Raw genomic sequence first — 15960 nt, 5'->3', positions numbered from 1 at the left:
TTAACTTGCTGGTACGGATCTTGAAGGTCCCGAGGTCGTGTCAGTGAACGAGGTGTGTCGCGATGGAGGATGCAGAGCAGGCCAGGTCGCTTCTCGCCGTCACCAATCTGCGCGAGTTCTTTCATGACTCGATGCAGGCTGCGCTGCGGCAACAGAAGGTCGCTGTGGATGATCACACCGAGCACTACGTCGTGAATGTGCTCACCATGTTCGCCCGCTCGGAGGAGCTCTACGAACGGACGCCCGAGGGTGTCCGCATCAAGCCGCTGGCCCACATGCTGGCTGAAGCTTCCGAGGCTCGTTCCGCTCAGCAACGCGATGGCGCGTTACGCCGCCTCGGCGATGTGTCGCTCTTCATCGCTGGATTCTTCGCGCAGAGCTTTGCTCGCAAGCTCATCGACGTCGACTATCACATCGCGATGGGTGGACGCGCGTACGCGACGCTGGCCGACAGTGCACGCAACACGGTGCGCGGCCAGGCCTTCGCGGTGGTGTTCATGGAACTGGCCCAGAAATTCCAGCGACTCGTCGATGTGCTCAACGATGTGGCCGAGATGTCCTACACCCACACGGACAAGGACATCCTGCGTCAGTACGAAATCTGGATGAAGACCGGCAGTCCGCGCGCATACAACATCCTGCGACGGCTCGGCGTCTCGCCCGTTGCGGCCATGGCTCGCAGCGAGCAGTGAGCAGATGAAGAAATTTCCACGGGGAACACGGGGATACACAGGGGTCAGAGCGGAATCTCGTCTTGTCCCCGTGCTACCCCGTGTCCCCCGTGGAGATCTTCATTCCTGTTCCCATGAAGGCCCCCAATGATCCTCCGTCGCATGCAGGAGATGCTCGCGCGACTCTATGACGTACCTATCGGGCACGACGTCGAAGACTATGTGATAGCGGATCGTGGCCGGTTCGCGGCGCTGACTGGCGAGTCTTGCGAAGCCGACGAGCAGGTCGCAGTCGTTACAGATCGCAATGAGGTGCGGGTCGGTGTCTATGTCGATCAGCAAGTGCTCGACAGGCTGGAGCGACGCGATCCGCTACAGCATCTCGACGATGGCAATCTCGAAGACTTCTGCACCGCGCTGGAAGGCGTGAGTCATTTTCACTATCTGATGTGGAGTCTCGGGCGAGCGCGCGGCGTGTCACTGCTGGAGCTCGAGCTGCAGGCAGACGTGGACAAGTACGCCGGAGCGGTGAAGTTGTTGACGCGGCAGGATGAGGGACGCTTTCCGACTGCGTTGCACCGGCGTCTCTTTCATGGGGTCAGCTATCTGCCGGGGCTCGACGAGGAGAGCCGGCGTCGCTACCAGGAGGCGAACCGCAGCGCGGCGCGCTTCTGTCGTTCGCTCGAAGAAAAATTCCTGCGGCCACGACAATCGCGGCCGGAAGCGTGGTTAGCGGAGCTGCGGCGATTCTTCCGCTGCAGTCATCAGGAGAAGCTGCGGCTCGTGAGCCTGTAGCAAACAGACTTCACTTGTCTTCCGGTGGATTGCCGTTGAGCTTCTTCCTGGCTTCGATCCATCTGGACAGTGCGTGCAGGTCGCGCTTGGGCTTGCGTTCCTTCTTGGTCAGCAGACCGCTTTCATACGGGTTGTAACCGACCCGCAGGCCCTTGGGGTTCTGGCGGATCGGCGCATTGGTCGGCGGCTCGTCTTCCACCAGGGACAGGCCGACATGCGCCAGTGCTTTGCGGCGTGCCCGCTCGCCGGTCTCGCTGTCTTCGTTGAGCTGGTCGCCCTGCCACTCGTACTTGGCATTGCCGAGGTCGTCGAAGGCGATCTTGCCGGGCTGTGCAGGCGCGGTTTCGCCGCCCACCTTGCGGGGTCGTATGCGTAGTCCGAGTTTCTTCAGTTCGTCTTTCACGGTCCAGTGATCGTCATTGCGATTCCTGAGAATGGAATCATCGCGATCATCTTACGAAGTTCGTTGCGCATGCATTGTGTGCAACGTCACGAGCTGCGCTCGTCTTTCGCCTTAGTTGGGGCAAGAGGAAAGGCTGCGAATCCGCTGTTTAACGTAACGGCAGATCAGAGCCGCGCGGTTGCGCGAAAAATGCCTACAAGCGACTTCGCGTCGCGGAGTTCGCCACGGTGTGCCATCTGCAGCACCTCTGCGACTGGCTTCCAGTGAACCTCCAATACCTCGTGTTCTTCGGGCTTCGCGGCGGCCTGGGTCAGGCCGGTGGCGAGGAAGAGGTGGATCACTTCGGTGAATACGCCGGGCGAACTCACCATGTCGCCGAGGCTTTTCCAGGAGGTTGCACTGACCCCGGCTTCTTCTTCGAGTTCGCGCTGTGCGGTTTGCAGCGGAGGTTCGCGGTTGTCGATCTTGCCGGCCGGCAGTTCCCACAGCCAGCCATTCGCCGCGTGGCGAAACTGGCGCAGCATGCAGATCTCGCGCCTTTCATTCACGGCGACCACGGCGGCGCCGCCGGGGTGATGAATGATCTCGAGATCGGCAATCGCGGCGTTCGGCAGCTGGACGCGCTCGACGTTCACTTCGATGACGCGGCCGCGGAAGACGTTCTTCAGGGAGAGAATGGTCATGGCGGGATCGAGTGACGTAAGTGACGAAAATCAGGGAGGTGACGAGGGTAGCAAACCCGAGTTCCCCGGGCTTCGTTCATGCCCCCCGTGAATCGCGTCACTCACGTGACTTGCGTCACTTTCCCTCGTCCACTTCATCCACCGTCGCCTGGCCGGTCCAGCGCCGGTAGAGATGCGACCACGACATGCCGACGGCGAGGATCAGTGCCAGCACGATCAGCCCGATCCACGTCAATGCGTTCCGGTCCGCCAGCGTCACCCACCCCCACGAGACGATCATCCAGATGAGCGCGGCGAAGAGTGCAAAGCCGAGCACCATGCCGACCAGCCCGATCGATTTGAGCGTGGCACCGAGGAACACGATCCAGGCAATCAGCAGCACGATGCCGCAGACAGCCTCCACCGGCGTGACGTGCGGGAAGTCCTTCATCACCATGTGGACGTAGGAATAGCCGCTGGGATTGAAGGTCAGCAGCACGAGCACCAGCGCAAACGCTGCACGCAGCAGGACGCCGCTGAAACTGAGTCGTTCATCCATAGGCATGCGTTGTTCCTGATCGGTGACTCAAGCGTGCAGGGGTTGTTGCGGCGGCGTCAATCAGCCGCGGGGTGGCGCATCTTCGGCGCCGTCCTCGTCTTCGACGGCGTCTGGTCCTTCCTCGCTGCCTTCCTCTCGGTCCCGGACGGCCTTGGCCCGGGCGGTATCGATGCCGATCCGGTAGGCCGCAAATCCTGGCAGCACCACCTGGTTCAGGGCCATGCCGAGCACGCGGCCGCTGGTCGGCGCATAGATCCGATGCTGCTCGTTCGACAACGGGTCGGTCACGACGCCAAGCAGTTCGCCTTCGCTGACGCGCTCGCCGAGGGCGACGTCGGAAAACAGGATGCCGCCATTGTCGACCCGCACCCATTTCGAGGAGTAGTACACCTGCTCCGGGTCGCCCCAGTAGCGACGCTGCCTGGTCATGCCCAGCGCATAGAGCAGCGTTTCGATCGCCTTGGCGCCGTGCTCCACCTGTTCAGGCTGCACGCGCATGGGCTCGCCCATCTCAAAGGTGACCGACGGAATGCCGGCGTCGTTGGCTGCCCGCCGCAGCGACCCCTTGTCGCCGGCGCTCTGCAGCACGACGGTGGCGCCGAATGCGCGGGTCATGCGCGTTACCGTGGGCGACCTCAGGTCGGCGCGCACCTGCGGCAGGTTGGTGCGATTCAGCGAACCGGTATGCAGATCGATGAGGGCAGAGCAGTGGCGAATCACTTCCGTGAATAGCGAGTGCGCCATGCGGGTCGCGGAACTGCCCTTGGGGTTGCCAGGGAAGTAGCGATTCAGATCGCGCCGGTCCGGCAGGTAGCGGGTGCCGCGATAGAACCCCTGGATGTTGACGATCGGTATGCCGATGATGGCGCCGTTCAGTTCCTCGACATCGATATCGTCGAGCACTCGGCGTGTGACCTCGATGCCGTTGAGCTCATCTCCGTGCACGGCAGCCGTGATGCACAGGACGGGTCCGGGGCCCTTGCCGTTCAGGACGATCACGGGCACGGGCACCGCGAAGCCTTCGATGGCGGTGCCATTGGTCCAGGTGAGGCGTTTACGTGTGCCGGGCGCAATCTCGGCGCCGAGCAGCCGCAGCCGCCCCTTGGGCTTCAGCTCGGCGACAGCGTTGGATTCGGCCGCGCGGACGGGAGTGGGGCAGAGGGTCGAGAGGCCGGCCGCAACAAGACAGCATGCGGTCAGCAACAGGCCGCACCCTGCAGCGCGCCCTGGGCGATGCACCCTGATACCCGACATTTTCCTGCCCCTTCAATGACTCAGCGAGGGCGGAAGATAGAGGAAATACCGCAGTGCGGCTACCGGGAGGGCACGGAGAAGCCGCGATGCGCCGGGCACATCGCGTTGCGTATAGGGCGAGGATCCGGTGGTGTCCGGATCCCGGGGCGATTACCAGCGTGCGGTCTGTCGTGGCGGACGCGATTCGCGTTCACGCGCCTCGTTGACGCGCAACGGACGGCCGCCCATGTCCAGGCCATTCGTATGCTCGATCGCCTTGAGGGCGTCCGAGGAGGACATGTCAACGAAGCCGAAGCCGCGTGGGCGGCCCGTCTCGCGGTCATTCACCAGTTTCACCGACTGCACAGCTCCGTACTGCTCGAACAGCGTGCGGACCTCGGCCTCAGTGGCGCTGAAGGGGAGATTGCCAACGTAGATCGTCGTCATCGATTGTCACTCGGTTCGCGGAGAAACAGCAGCATGGTCATCCTTACGGCGAGCCCGCGTGGGCTGTCGCTCGCTTGAAGGGACACACTGAGCCTTGGTCGTTCGCACAGAACTGATCGCAAATCGTGCCAGGGTGGGTGGGGTGCCAGAGAGAAGGTGGTCGCCTGAAATGCTTCAGTTGAATGCGTTGTTTTGCTGACCGCGGCCGATACTACGTCAGCATTTTTGGGCTTGCAACGGTGCGGTGCGGTGGGATCCGGAAAGTAAAATCCCGGCTTTTTTGCAGTTGCAGAAAGACGGCTCTGCCTGCGTCGACAATACGAAGGTCCGGCATGAGCGGACCGCAGGCTCAGCGTGCGATGCCTCGCTCGCAGCGGGCACGCGATATCCAGTGCTCGAAATTCCGCAGGTTGCCGAGGTCGGTGTCTTCGTCGTTCCAGAAGCGCAGCCAGTCCTGCAGCAACGGCGGTTCTTCGGGCCAGTTGCCCGCGGCGCCGGCCCGCTCACGCAGGCGATCGTAGAGAGTGGTCAGCGGATCCATGAGTGCTCCTTCGTTGATGAGGAGCATCGTGCAGGCCGCGCGTGAAGTCACTGTGACGGAAGGGTGACGGGCAGATGACACAGTTAATAGTGGATAGCGGCTAGTTGAAGCCCGCAAGTCCGACGCTTTCAACCATCAACTTTTAACTATCAACTATCCACTCACTCCAGGTACGTATACCCGTTGAGTTCCCACTCGTAGAAGCGGCGCAGCGCCTGACCTTCGGCCAGGGTCATGCGACCTTCACGCACGGCGCGTTCGCAATCGCGCGTGAACTGCGGATACAGGTGATCCACGTCGTACTGCATGTAGCTCAGCACCTTGCCCGCCGTGTCGCCCTTGACGATCTCTTCGATCCACCAGCCGCCTTCGTCGTGCAGGCGGATGTGGACTACGTGGGTATCGCCGAACAGGTTGTGCAGATCGCCAAGCGTTTCCTGGTAGGCGCCGACCAGGAAGGCGGCGAGGTAGTACTCCTCGCCCGTGCGCAGCTCGTGCAGTTCCAGCGTGCGCTTGACGTCGCGATGACTGACGAAGCGATCGATCTTGCCGTCGGAATCGCAGGTGATATCCGCCAGCACGGCGTTGCGCGTGGGTTTTTCGTCGAGCCGGTGGATCGGCATGATGGGGAAGAGCTGGCCGATGGCCCAGCTGTCCGGTAGCGACTGGAAGACGGAGAAATTGCAGAAGTACGTGTCGGAGAGGATCAGTTCCAGCCCTTCGAGTTCTTCCGGCACGTTGTCGAGCTTGCGGCAGAAGTCGCGGATGCGTGCGCAGGTCGCCCAGTACAGCCGCTCCGCCAGACCGCGGAATTCCAGGCTCAGCAGGCCGAGATTGAACATCTGCAGCACCTGCTCGCGCGCCTGCACGGCGTCGTGATAACACTCGACGAGTCGTCGCTCCGATACGCCACGATGCGCGACGAACAGATCGGCGACCGGCTGCGGCAGTTCCTGATCGCCTTTGTAATCCTCTTCGACTTTGCCGGTGACCCGGAATTTATCGAGAGCGGATGATCCAAGCGTATTGAAGACCAGCACGCTGTGATGTGCGGCCGTGGCACGCCCGGACTCGCTCACGATGATAGGATGATCGATGCCGCGCGCATTGCAGACGCTGGCGATGCGGTACACGACGTCGCTGGCGTACTCGTTCATCGTGTAGTTCATCGACGATTCGTAGTTCGTGCCGCTGCCGTCATAGTCGACGCCCAGGCCGCCGCCGACGTCGATGTACTTGAGTCCCGCGCCCATGAGTTTCAATTCCGCGTAAACGTGCGCGAGTTCGTTGATCGCATCCTTGACGCGGCGGATGTCCTGCAGCTGGCTGCCCGGATGGCAGTGCACGAGTTCCAGGCAGTCGAGCATGTCGTGTTCGCGCAGCGTGCGCACGAGTTCGATGATTTCGGTGACGAACAATCCGAACTTGGATTTCTCGCCGGCGGAATCGCGCCAGCGGCCGGCGCCTTCGCTCGCGAGCTTGACGCGCACGCCGATGCGCGGACGCACCTGGTATTTCTTCGCGTGCTTGAGGATCAGTGCGAGCTCCTCGAAATTCTCCACCACTGGAATGATGGTGCGGCCGAGCTTGGTCGCGAGGATCACGGCCTCGATATAGCTGTCGTCCTTGAAGCCATTGCACACGATCATGCGGTCGGGCGCATCCTCGGTCAGCGCCATGACGGCGAGCAGTTCCGGCTTGGAGCCGGCTTCGAGGCCGAAGCCGAATTCCTTGCCGTAGCGATACACCTCTTCGACGACGAGCCGCTGCTGGTTCACCTTGATCGGAAACACCGCGCAGTAGCGGTTCTTGTAATCGTTTTCCGCGATCGCCTGCGAGAACGCGCCGTGCAGCCGGATGAGTCGATGGCGCAGGATGTCGGAAAAACGGACGACGACGGGCGCGGTGAGATCGCGCGCCTTGAGGCCTTCGACGACTTCATGCAGATCGATTTCGTGCTGCACTTCACCGTCGGGGCGCACGACGACGTGGCCTGCGGCATTGATGCCGAAGTAGTGCTTGCCCCAGGCGGGCACCTGGTAGAGATCGAGTGAGTCTTCGATCTTCCAGTTGCCGTTGGCTTCGCGTGGAATTGGTCGTGACATCGTGGGCAATAGCCTTTAGGACTCAGTGGCTCCGCAGAGCGCAGAGAGAGGGTTGGTCAGAGAGAACGGCCGGGAGGAGAGACTTGTTGCATGACGCCAAGTTGCATGGCGCAGGCGGATTCGCGGACCTTGCCACGATGCATTCCTCGGCCGGCGAGCGACGGCGCGAACGATAGCACCGTGGTTGCGGCGATTACAGCGGTGAGTGACGGGATGTGATGTGTTCGATCAGCGGCCTGTGGCGATCCCTCGCGCCGGATCGCGGATCCATTCGCTCCACGAACCTGCGTACAGCTTTCCGCCCGGTTTGCCCGCAGCTTCCAGCGCCAGCAGCAGATGGCACGCGGTGACGCCGGAGCCGCACATTGCAATCGTATGGTCGTCGTCGATGCCGTCCTGCGAGCGTTCGAAGCGCGCCCGCAATTCCTCCGGCGGCAGGAAGCGTCCATCGCTGCCGAGATCGAGCGCGAACGGGTGATTGATTGCGCCAGGCACATGCCCCGCGACCGGGTCGATGGGCTCGACCTCGCCGGCAAATCGTTCCGGCGCGCGGGCGTCCAGCAGACGCCATTGGTTGCTGCCAGCACGGGCGGCCACCTCCGCGGCATCCAGCCACAGGCTGCGGTCCGCAGCGACTTCGACATGTGTCGGAGTGCGCGGACGAATGTCGGTCGTGACTGGCAATCCCGCGTCCTGCCAGGCCCTGAAGCCGCCATCGAGCACCGCGACGCTTCGATGGCCTGCCCAGCGCAGCAACCACCACAGTCGCGCCGCATAGGCGCCGGTATCGGCGTCGTAGGCAACGACCTGCGTTTCGCGCGTCAGTCCCCAGCGGCCGAGGGTGCGTGCGAATTCCTCCGGGTGCGGCAGCGGATGCCGGCCGCTCGACGGCGTGATCGGCGCGGCGAGATCGCGATCCAGATGTGCGTAGATGGCACCGGGAATATGGCCCTGCGCGTAAGCCAGTTCACCCGCAGCAGGGCGCGCCAGATCGAAGCGGCAGTCGACGATCAGCAAGCCCTGGTCGGCAATGTGGGCGGCGAGGTCAGTGGTTGAGATGAGTGGGGACATGCTTGTCGTAGGTAAATGAGCCAGCGATAGCTCAAGAATAGGCGCTGCTCCTCAGAAAGACATCCGCGCCAACCCTATTCTGGGACGATCGACCGATCAGCCCACCGCGCGGCCACGCGTCTCGCGCCACTTCGCTACAATCCCCGCGCTCGCGGGCATTCTCAGGACTCCTACATGGCACTCGAACTCTGGTGGGGTAGCGGCAGCCCGTATTCATGGCGGGCGTTGCTGGCTCTCGAATACAAGCAACTGCCGTACGTCTCGCATCTTGTGCAGTTCGGCAAGCAGGAGCACAAGTCGCCGGAGATGCTGCAGATGAATCCGCGCGGCCGCGTGCCCGTGCTGCGTGACGGCGACTACGTCTGTTTCGAGTCGATGGCCATTCTTTATTACCTCGAGCGCAAGTATCCCGAGGTGCCGCTGCTCGGTCGCACGCCCGAAGAGGCAGGCACCATCGTGCGCGTGATCAGCGAGTACGAGGCCTATGTCGAGGAGCACGTCAAGAAAGTGATGTACTCCATTCTCTTTCAGGCCGCCGACGGCGGTCATTCCGACGATGCGATGCGCGCGATGCATCTGCTCGCTACCGAAGCCCGCACCATCAACGAACGATTGAGCACATCCTCCTGGGTGGTGGGCGAAGCGTTCTCGGCCGCCGATGTCGTGATCTTCCCAGGCATTCAAATGCTGCTGCGCGCGCTGGAGCGCCGCGAAGCCGGCGATCTGCGCGGTCGACTGCTGCCGCTGGACACCAAGTATCCCGCCATCGCTGCGTGGATAAAGCGCATCGAAGCGCTGCCTGGCTACGAACGCACCTATCCGCCGCACTGGCGCGAGCTGCGCGATACCTGAAAAACCAGGACGAAAAGATCGCCACGGGATTCCACGGGGCAAGAACAAGAAAGCTGTGGGTCGAACAATCTCCGCTCGACTGACGTCGTACCAGCGCTAGACGCGGCCGTCGCCCCGCGTATTTCGCGACGACGCTTTTAAACTCCGACCCCGTGTTTCCCCGTGGAGATCCGATCTTCGTCTTTTCCGCGGGGTTCGCCGCGCGGACAAAAGTCAGTACACTCGGTCGCGAATGTGTTCCCGACCAGTCGAGTGTTTGATATGTCTGATCACCCCGTTCACTTCGTATTCCCCGGCCGCATCGTTTTCATAGGATTCGGCAGTATCGGTCAGGGAGTGTTGCCGCTGATCTTGCGGCACATCGGCGTGAGCCCCGAACGCATCACGATCGTGACGGCGGACGATGCCGGTCGCGCAGAAGCGTCGGAATACGGCATCAAATTCGTGAAGCACCCGTTGACGCGCGAGAATTACCGCCAGGTGCTGGATCCCCTGCTGGCGCGTGGCGATTTCCTGCTGAACCTGTCGGTTGACGTGTCGAGTCTCGCGCTCGTCCAGTTCGCGAACGAGAAGGGCGCGCTCTATCTCGATACCTGCATCGAGCCGTGGCCCGGCGGTTATACGGATACGAGCGTGTCGCCAGCACGTCGCACCAACTATGCGTTGCGTGAAACTGCGCTGGCGTTGCGCGCTTCGGGCCTGAAGGGGCCGACGGCTGTGATGACGCACGGTGCGAATCCCGGCCTGGTCTCGCACCTGCTGAAGCAGGCGCTGCTCAACATTGCGGCGGACACCGGCGTCGCTGCAGGCAATCCGCAGTCTCGTGAAGAGTGGGCTGCGTTGTCGCACGCGCTGGGTATCAAGGTGATCCATATCGCCGAACGCGACACGCAGGTGTCGAACGTGCCGAAGAAGCCGGGTGAGTTCGTCAACACCTGGTCTGTCGATGGTTTCATCAGCGAAGGTTGTCAGCCGGCGGAGCTGGGTTGGGGAACGCATGAAAAAACGTTGCCGCCGCGCGGCCAGGAGTTCGACTTCGGACCGAAGTGCGCCATCTACATGCTGCAGCCGGGCGCCAGTACCCGCGTGCGCACCTGGACGCCAAAGGCGGGCCCGTTCCATGGCTTCCTCATCACGCACGGCGAATCCGTCTCGATCGCGGATTTTCTGACACACCGCGAAGGCGGCAAGGTCCTGTCGCGCCCGACGACACACTACTCCTACCACCCCAGCAACGACGCAGTGCTGTCGGTGAACGAATTCGCCGGGCGGAACTGGCAGGAGCAGGAAAAGAAGCGGATTCTCGGCAAGGAAATCATCGAGGGCATCGATGAACTGGGCGTGCTGCTCGCGGGCCACAAAAAAAATGCCTACTGGTATGGCTCGCAGTTGTCGATCGACGAGGCACGCAAGCTCGCGCCTTACAACAGCGCAACGAGTCTGCAGGTCTGCATTTCCGCGCTGTCAGGCATGGTCTGGGCGATGGAGAATCCGGAACGCGGCCTCGTCGAACCCGACGAAATCGACTTCCGCCGCAATCTGGAAATCTGCAGGCCGTACCTCGGGCCCGTGGTCGGCGAGTACACCGACTGGACGCCACTGACCGGCCGTGAATCGCTGTTCAAGGAAGACATCGATGCGTCGGATCCATGGCAGTTCAGGAATGTGCTTGTTTGAGGCACGCGGCCAACTGGCTGGCCGACTGGTCCGCTGGCCAGAGGAAGAGTTAGATCCAGCTAGTCGGTGTATGAAAAGTGGGACTCGTGCCGGTGCGCAGCCGGCACGAGCTTCCTATTCTGGCCAGCAGAACCAGTAGCCAGTTGGCCAGTCGGCCTATCCCAATGCCCCTGCGCATCAGTTTCAATCTCGGCGACGAAGATCTGCGTCACTACGAAACAGTGGCACAGCAGACGCAGGCGGCGGCGCGTCAGCGATCGGCTGAAATCATCGTGGCCGCGGCGCGCCAGGTGTTCGAAGAGGCGCAGCGCGCCCAGCAGGCCGAGTTCGTGCGTGAGCGATTTTCGCGGCTCGGCAGCATGCTCGACATGGCTATCGATCCTGACTGGCCGCTCGGTGCTGAAGACAGCCAGCGCCTCATCAATGCCTTGGCGTGCTTCGGCAATGCGGAGCCGACGGCCGCGCGCGCCGGCTTTCTCGATCACGCCATCATGGTCGAACTGGTGAGCCGCGATCTCGAGCACGATCTGGCCGCGTATCGCGAATTCTGCAAACTTCGCGACGCTCAGGAAGCACGCCGCCGCCCCGGCGCTGACCAGGACGCGCAACGCGACGAGTGGATGAAACAGAAGCGCAGCGAGTTGCAGCAGCGAATGCAGGAGCGCCGCAGGCGTGACCTCGACAAGGCGGGCAGCTCGGTGCGGAAGCTGTTTTCGCTTTTCGGTCTGTAAGCCCGAAAAGCAAGTTGATAGTTAATAGTTGAAAGTGGATAGCGCGTGAGCGTGCCGCGCGGTCTCTGAGCTATCAACTATCCACTATCAACTATCCACTCCGTCTTCGTATCTCACCCCCACCACCACATAGGTCTTCATTCCGCCTGGCACTTCCACCCGCACTTCGTCGTCCCGCGCTTTTCGCAACAGCGCCTTGCCGAGCGGTGAGTCCATGCTGAGGTAGCGTTTCGCCACGTCGAACTCGTCGGGGCCGACGATGCGGTATTCGCTTTCCTCGCCGTCGTCGTCTTCGAGCGTTACCCAGGCGCCGAAGAACACGCGGTTGCGATCTTTCGGCGGCTGATCGACGACCGTCATGCCCTCGAGTCGTTGTCGCAGAAAGCGCACACGGCTATCTATCTCGCGTAGCTGGCGTTTGCCGTAGATGTACTCGGCGTTCTCGGAGCGGTCGCCCTGGGCGGCGGCTTCAGATACCGCTTGCGTCACCTGAGGCCGCAATACGCGCCACAGATGATCCAGTTCCTGCTTCAGCCGGCTTGCCCCTTCGGGCGTGATGAATTTCGAGCCCCGCGGTGTGGGCGGTCGATAACGACTCATGTGATCCCGTTTGCTAAATCGATCTAAGGCAACGCCTGATACGGTCAAACCGCGGAAAAAATGTGCGTTCCTTCACGGTACGTACAGGGTGTGCTCCCTAGTCTGAGCCCCATGAGTGTCAAGTACTACACGCATTTCCTGCTTCAGGAGACCAAGCCCAAAGGTCTCAGCGAGTTCCGCGGCGTGGTTGAGGTCAGCCGCACCATGCGTCGCGGCGACATGAAGGAGGCCGCTGCGGTACTGGCACGCAACTTCGAATGCGAATCGCGGGACATCAAGGTCCTGCAGTGGTCGCGGTTGCACTGATCCAGTCGATGCCGTCGGTTTGAGTGGATGTGAGCGTTGCGTTGATGTTTCCTGCGAATCCCCTGGCGGGCTTCTTCCCTTCAGAAGGTCCGCTTCTCTGCCCCGAGCCGCAAACTCGGGGTTTTTTTTGCCCCGGATAATTGCATCCGACGATAGCGCCGTCGCGCCGCAGCGTAGGAAGCCGCGGCGCATTGTGGCAAGGTTCAAATCCTGGCCGCACGAACGCGTCTTCCCATGTCGTTCAAGGATCACTTCTCCGGACACGCCGCACTGTACGCGAAGTACCGTCCGGACTATCCGCCCGCGCTGTATGAATTCCTGGCGACGCTCACCCGGCGTCATGACTATGCGCTCGATTGCGCGACCGGCAACGGCCAGGCGGCGATCGCTCTCGCGCGATATTTCGATTGCGTGATCGCGACGGATGGCAGTGTGCCGCAGTTGTTGAATGCGCAGGCGCATGAACGCGTTCGCTACGTCGCCAATCTCGCCGAGCAGCCGGCGTTTCGCGACGGTTCGATCGACCTGGTCGTCGCGGCGCAGGCGGCACACTGGTTCGATCACTCGCGGTTCTACGCGGGCGTGCGGCGCGTGCTCAGGCCGGATGGTGCATTGGCCCTATGGACTTACGGACTCACGCGCATCGATCCCAAGGTCGATGCCATCGTGCGCGATTTCTACGACACCACGGTGGGCAAGTATTGGCCGCCGGAACGTCGCTACGTCGAGGATGCGTATCGAACTTTGCCCTTCGAACTGAACGAAGTCCCCGTGCCGTCGCTGGAGCTGCGTCTGGAATGGGATCTCGGCGCGCTGATGGGCTATCTCAGCACCTGGTCGGCGGTACAACGGTACGTCAGGACGCTGCAGCTCGATCCGTTGCCGGCCTTGCGCGAGAGGCTGGCGACAGTGTGGCGGCCTGGCGAGCAGCGTGTCGTCATCTGGCCGCTGCATCTGCGAGTCGGCCGGCCCCAGGCACAATGACGTTTGCTCCAGCATGTGCGCGCGTTGCATATAGAAGACAAAAGTCTCCACGGGAACACGGGGTAACGCGGGGTGACAGAAAAACAAAAAAAGCGTTCTTCCGACCCCGTGTCTCCCCGCGCGCCCCGTGGAAATCTTCGGTTCTTTTTCGCTGGCGCCGCAACCTGGGCGCCATTGGCCCCAGGGCACGATTCTCGCCGGCGGGAACTGCGTCTTGTCTCCGGTAGTTGGTTCCCCTATATCAGCTGCGTTCGCCGCTGGCGCCAACAAGGAATTCCCATGCAAGCCGTCCGCGTTGTCTTTTTGATCATGCTGGCCGCCCTGTCGACGGGGTGCGGTTACAACACGTTGCAGTCGCAGGACGAGCAGGTGAAGTCGGCCTGGTCCGAGGTGCTGAACCAGTACCAGCGACGTGCCGACCTGGTGCCCAACCTGGTGAACACCGTCAAAGGTGCGGTGCAGTCGGAGAAGGACATTCTCGACAGTGTCGTGAATGCACGCGCCAAGGCGACTTCGATCCAGGCCACGCCCGAGCTGATCAACGATCCGGCCGCCTTTCAGAAATGGCAGGCAGCGCAGGGCGAGCTCAGTTCGGCGCTGTCGCGGCTCATGGTCGTGGTCGAACGCTATCCCGATCTCAAGTCGATCTCCGGTTTCGATGATCTGCGGGCGCAACTCGAAGGCACCGAGAATCGCATCACCGTCGCGCGCAAGCGGTACATCGATACCGTGCAGTCGTACAACACGACGGTTCGTTCCTTCCCGACCAATCTGACCGCGAAGTTGTTCGGTCACACGGTCAAGCCGAATTTCTCGGTCGAGAACGAAGCGGAGATTTCACGTCCGCCGGGTGTGGATTTCGGCAAGCCACCCGCCACCACGCCGCCGCAGGTCGAGTCGACGACTGGATAAGCTGACTGCGGTGGTTCGCTCTCTTACGATGCGCGGCGTTGCCACTGGCCTGCTCGCGGTTTGGATTCTGCTTCTCTGTGCGGTCACTTCGTTCGCACAGGTGGCGGTGCCACCGCTCACCGCGCCGGTGATGGATCAGACCCGGACGCTCACGCCCTCACAGATTTCCTCGCTCGAACAGACCATCCGCGATCTGTATCAGCGCAAGGGCAGCCAGATCACGGTGCTGATCGTGCCGACGACGCAGCCGGAGGCTATCGAGCAGTATTCGATTCGCGTCGTCGACAGCTGGAAGCTGGGTCGCAAGGACATCGCCGATGGCGTGCTGCTGCTGGTCGCGAAGGACGATCGGGCGGTCCGCATCGAAGTGGGTTACGGACTCGAGGGCGCGATTCCCGACGTGATCGCCAGTCGCATCGTGCAGCAGGTGATCGTTCCCCGTTTCCGGCAGGGCGACTACTACGGCGGTATCAGCCAGGGCGTCGCGCGTCTCGTGGCGTTGATCGAGGGGGAAGTGCTGCCCGAACCGCAGCAGGGTGAGCAGCGGTCGGTGCAGGGCATCGGCTCGCTGCTGCCGATGCTGTTCGTGCTGGTGGTGATCGGCGGCGGCATCCTGCGCCGGCTGTTCGGCGGATTCGGCGGCGCCGGTGTCATCGGCGGCATCGCTGGCGTGATCGCGTACGTGTTGACGAGCGTGATCGGCGTGGCGATCGGTACTGCATTACTCGCCTTCATATTCACGCTGTTCGGCGGCGGAGGAGGATTCGGCGGGGGCGGCTGGAGCAGTCACCGTCGCGGTGGCGGGCTGGGTGGCGGATGGGGTGGTGGATTCGGTGGTGGTGGTCTGGGCGGTGGTGGCTGGAGTGGTGGAGGTGGCGGATTCGGTGGCGGCGGCGCTTCCGGTCGCTGGTAGTCGTCCATGAGTTTTTCACGCATCTGTCGACATCTGTTCAGCGCGGGCCACGGCCTGCGGCGCGCATTCAATACGCAGGCATTGGCGGCGATCGAGCAGGCGATCCGCGAGACCGAGCAGCAGCACGGCGGCGAGATTCGCTTCGCCATCGAGAACAATCTCGATCTCCAGGAGTTGTGGCAGGACCTGTCGCCGCGCTCGCGGGCCATTGACGCCTTTGCGCATCTGCGGGTCTGGGATACAGAACTCAATAACGGTGTCCTGATCTATGTGCTGTGGGCCGATCACGATGTCGAGATCGTGGCCGATCGTGGCTATGCATCACGGGTGGGCGAGCAGCAGTGGCGGGAGATCTGTCAACGGATGGAGCAGTCATTCGCCATCGGGCAGCCGGAGCAGGCCGCAGTCGAGGGCGTTCGCGCGGTGGGGCAGCTCATCGCGCAGCACTTTCCCCTGACCGATCGCAACGAGCTGCCAGACCGTCCGGTGTTCCTGTAG

19 protein-coding genes are annotated in these 15960 nt (G+C 62.3%); 10 read left to right on the top strand and 9 right to left on the bottom strand.

Annotated elements, in window-relative coordinates; genetic code table 11:
* The first annotated feature begins 62 nt into the window (after positions 1–62).
* The gene (locus VIZ63_RS09505) at positions 63–692 is read left to right on the top strand and encodes a hypothetical protein (RefSeq protein ID WP_331609334.1); all 630 of its coding nucleotides are present in this window, start codon (positions 63–65) and stop codon (positions 690–692) included.
* Positions 693–818: 126 nt separating this feature from the next.
* Positions 819–1466, top strand: coding sequence for a hypothetical protein (locus tag VIZ63_RS09500; RefSeq protein WP_331609332.1), 648 nt, complete (start codon positions 819–821; stop codon positions 1464–1466).
* Positions 1467–1476: 10 nt separating this feature from the next.
* Here the strand turns inward: VIZ63_RS09500 and VIZ63_RS09495 are convergent, their stop codons facing one another.
* From VIZ63_RS09495 to VIZ63_RS09460, 8 genes are all read right to left on the bottom strand, one after another.
* A complete protein-coding gene (locus VIZ63_RS09495; RefSeq protein WP_331609331.1) occupies positions 1477–1869 on the bottom strand; it encodes a hypothetical protein in 393 nt (130 codons plus the stop codon).
* Positions 1870–2033: 164 nt separating this feature from the next.
* Positions 2034–2552, bottom strand: coding sequence for an NUDIX hydrolase (locus tag VIZ63_RS09490; protein ID WP_331609329.1), 519 nt, complete (start codon positions 2550–2552; stop codon positions 2034–2036).
* 115 nt (positions 2553–2667) lie between these two features.
* Positions 2668–3096 (bottom strand): DUF6524 family protein, encoded by a 429-nt coding sequence (locus tag VIZ63_RS09485; protein WP_331609328.1) that lies wholly within the window; start codon positions 3094–3096, stop codon positions 2668–2670.
* A 54-nt stretch (positions 3097–3150) separates the two neighbouring features.
* Complete coding sequence (locus VIZ63_RS09480; protein WP_331609327.1) at positions 3151–4344, bottom strand: succinylglutamate desuccinylase/aspartoacylase family protein; 1194 nt, start codon at positions 4342–4344, stop codon at positions 3151–3153.
* Positions 4345–4494: 150 nt separating this feature from the next.
* A complete protein-coding gene (locus VIZ63_RS09475) occupies positions 4495–4770 on the bottom strand; it encodes an RNA-binding protein (protein WP_331609326.1) in 276 nt (91 codons plus the stop codon).
* 349 nt (positions 4771–5119) lie between these two features.
* Positions 5120–5311: a hypothetical protein gene (locus tag VIZ63_RS09470; protein ID WP_331609325.1), complete on the bottom strand. Its 192-nt coding sequence runs from the start codon at positions 5309–5311 to the stop codon at positions 5120–5122.
* Positions 5312–5472: 161 nt separating this feature from the next.
* Positions 5473–7416 carry a biosynthetic arginine decarboxylase gene (speA, locus tag VIZ63_RS09465; RefSeq protein WP_331609324.1) on the bottom strand — a complete coding sequence of 648 codons (1944 nt, stop codon included), beginning with the start codon at positions 7414–7416 and terminating at the stop codon, positions 5473–5475.
* 228 nt (positions 7417–7644) lie between these two features.
* Positions 7645–8487: a sulfurtransferase gene (locus VIZ63_RS09460; protein ID WP_331609323.1), complete on the bottom strand. Its 843-nt coding sequence runs from the start codon at positions 8485–8487 to the stop codon at positions 7645–7647.
* 174 nt (positions 8488–8661) lie between these two features.
* On the opposite strand from VIZ63_RS09460, the gene VIZ63_RS09455 reads away from it, so the two are divergent.
* The 3 genes from VIZ63_RS09455 to VIZ63_RS09445 all read left to right on the top strand — a co-directional run bounded on the left by VIZ63_RS09455 (position 8662) and on the right by VIZ63_RS09445 (position 11747).
* On the top strand, positions 8662–9339 hold the full coding sequence (locus VIZ63_RS09455; RefSeq protein ID WP_331609322.1) for a glutathione S-transferase family protein: 678 nt from the start codon (positions 8662–8664) through the stop codon (positions 9337–9339).
* A 261-nt stretch (positions 9340–9600) separates the two neighbouring features.
* Positions 9601–11016 carry a homospermidine synthase gene (locus VIZ63_RS09450; RefSeq protein WP_331609321.1) on the top strand — a complete coding sequence of 472 codons (1416 nt, stop codon included), beginning with the start codon at positions 9601–9603 and terminating at the stop codon, positions 11014–11016.
* Positions 11017–11180: 164 nt separating this feature from the next.
* Positions 11181–11747 (top strand): hypothetical protein, encoded by a 567-nt coding sequence (locus VIZ63_RS09445; RefSeq protein WP_331609320.1) that lies wholly within the window; start codon positions 11181–11183, stop codon positions 11745–11747.
* Positions 11748–11834: 87 nt separating this feature from the next.
* On the opposite strand, the gene greB is transcribed toward VIZ63_RS09445, so the two are convergent.
* On the bottom strand, positions 11835–12347 hold the full coding sequence (gene greB, locus VIZ63_RS09440; protein WP_331609319.1) for a transcription elongation factor GreB: 513 nt from the start codon (positions 12345–12347) through the stop codon (positions 11835–11837).
* Positions 12348–12458: 111 nt separating this feature from the next.
* On the opposite strand from greB, the gene VIZ63_RS09435 reads away from it, so the two are divergent.
* The 5 genes from VIZ63_RS09435 (at position 12459) to VIZ63_RS09415 (ending at position 15960) form a co-directional block, all read left to right on the top strand.
* The gene (locus tag VIZ63_RS09435; protein ID WP_331609318.1) at positions 12459–12653 is read left to right on the top strand and encodes a hypothetical protein; all 195 of its coding nucleotides are present in this window, start codon (positions 12459–12461) and stop codon (positions 12651–12653) included.
* Positions 12654–12887: 234 nt separating this feature from the next.
* The gene (locus VIZ63_RS09430) at positions 12888–13637 is read left to right on the top strand and encodes a class I SAM-dependent methyltransferase (RefSeq protein WP_331609317.1); all 750 of its coding nucleotides are present in this window, start codon (positions 12888–12890) and stop codon (positions 13635–13637) included.
* 279 nt (positions 13638–13916) lie between these two features.
* Positions 13917–14549 (top strand): LemA family protein, encoded by a 633-nt coding sequence (locus VIZ63_RS09425; RefSeq protein ID WP_331609316.1) that lies wholly within the window; start codon positions 13917–13919, stop codon positions 14547–14549.
* A 28-nt stretch (positions 14550–14577) separates the two neighbouring features.
* Positions 14578–15462 (top strand): TPM domain-containing protein, encoded by an 885-nt coding sequence (locus tag VIZ63_RS09420; RefSeq protein WP_414703781.1) that lies wholly within the window; start codon positions 14578–14580, stop codon positions 15460–15462.
* A gap of 6 nt (positions 15463–15468) precedes the next feature.
* A complete protein-coding gene (locus VIZ63_RS09415) occupies positions 15469–15960 on the top strand; it encodes a TPM domain-containing protein (RefSeq protein WP_331609314.1) in 492 nt (163 codons plus the stop codon).

It is taken from the genome of Povalibacter sp., assembly GCF_036520495.1.
Classification (GTDB): Bacteria; Pseudomonadota; Gammaproteobacteria; order Steroidobacterales; family Steroidobacteraceae; genus Steroidobacter.
Note: the sequence above shows the minus strand (reverse complement) of the source record. Positions and strands in the feature narration are given on the sequence as shown.

Excerpts from the sequence above, each read along its gene's own strand:
- VIZ63_RS09505 (WP_331609334.1), top strand. The coding sequence starts at position 63 with ATGGAGGATGCAGAGCAGGCCAGGTCGCTTCTCGCCGTCACCAATCTG.
- VIZ63_RS09500 (WP_331609332.1), top strand. The coding sequence starts at position 819 with ATGATCCTCCGTCGCATGCAGGAGATGCTCGCGCGACTCTATGACGTA.
- VIZ63_RS09490 (WP_331609329.1), bottom strand. The coding sequence starts at position 2,552 with ATGACCATTCTCTCCCTGAAGAACGTCTTCCGCGGCCGCGTCATCGAA.
- VIZ63_RS09485 (WP_331609328.1), bottom strand. The coding sequence starts at position 3,096 with ATGCCTATGGATGAACGACTCAGTTTCAGCGGCGTCCTGCTGCGTGCA.
- VIZ63_RS09480 (WP_331609327.1), bottom strand. The coding sequence starts at position 4,344 with ATGTCGGGTATCAGGGTGCATCGCCCAGGGCGCGCTGCAGGGTGCGGC.
- VIZ63_RS09475 (WP_331609326.1), bottom strand. The coding sequence starts at position 4,770 with ATGACGACGATCTACGTTGGCAATCTCCCCTTCAGCGCCACTGAGGCC.
- VIZ63_RS09470 (WP_331609325.1), bottom strand. The coding sequence starts at position 5,311 with ATGGATCCGCTGACCACTCTCTACGATCGCCTGCGTGAGCGGGCCGGC.
- speA (WP_331609324.1), bottom strand. The coding sequence starts at position 7,416 with ATGTCACGACCAATTCCACGCGAAGCCAACGGCAACTGGAAGATCGAA.
- VIZ63_RS09460 (WP_331609323.1), bottom strand. The coding sequence starts at position 8,487 with ATGTCCCCACTCATCTCAACCACTGACCTCGCCGCCCACATTGCCGAC.
- VIZ63_RS09455 (WP_331609322.1), top strand. The coding sequence starts at position 8,662 with ATGGCACTCGAACTCTGGTGGGGTAGCGGCAGCCCGTATTCATGGCGG.
- VIZ63_RS09450 (WP_331609321.1), top strand. The coding sequence starts at position 9,601 with ATGTCTGATCACCCCGTTCACTTCGTATTCCCCGGCCGCATCGTTTTC.
- VIZ63_RS09445 (WP_331609320.1), top strand. The coding sequence starts at position 11,181 with ATGCCCCTGCGCATCAGTTTCAATCTCGGCGACGAAGATCTGCGTCAC.
- greB (WP_331609319.1), bottom strand. The coding sequence starts at position 12,347 with ATGAGTCGTTATCGACCGCCCACACCGCGGGGCTCGAAATTCATCACG.
- VIZ63_RS09435 (WP_331609318.1), top strand. The coding sequence starts at position 12,459 with ATGAGTGTCAAGTACTACACGCATTTCCTGCTTCAGGAGACCAAGCCC.
- VIZ63_RS09430 (WP_331609317.1), top strand. The coding sequence starts at position 12,888 with ATGTCGTTCAAGGATCACTTCTCCGGACACGCCGCACTGTACGCGAAG.
- VIZ63_RS09425 (WP_331609316.1), top strand. The coding sequence starts at position 13,917 with ATGCAAGCCGTCCGCGTTGTCTTTTTGATCATGCTGGCCGCCCTGTCG.
- VIZ63_RS09420 (WP_414703781.1), top strand. The coding sequence starts at position 14,578 with ATGCGCGGCGTTGCCACTGGCCTGCTCGCGGTTTGGATTCTGCTTCTC.
- VIZ63_RS09415 (WP_331609314.1), top strand. The coding sequence starts at position 15,469 with ATGAGTTTTTCACGCATCTGTCGACATCTGTTCAGCGCGGGCCACGGC.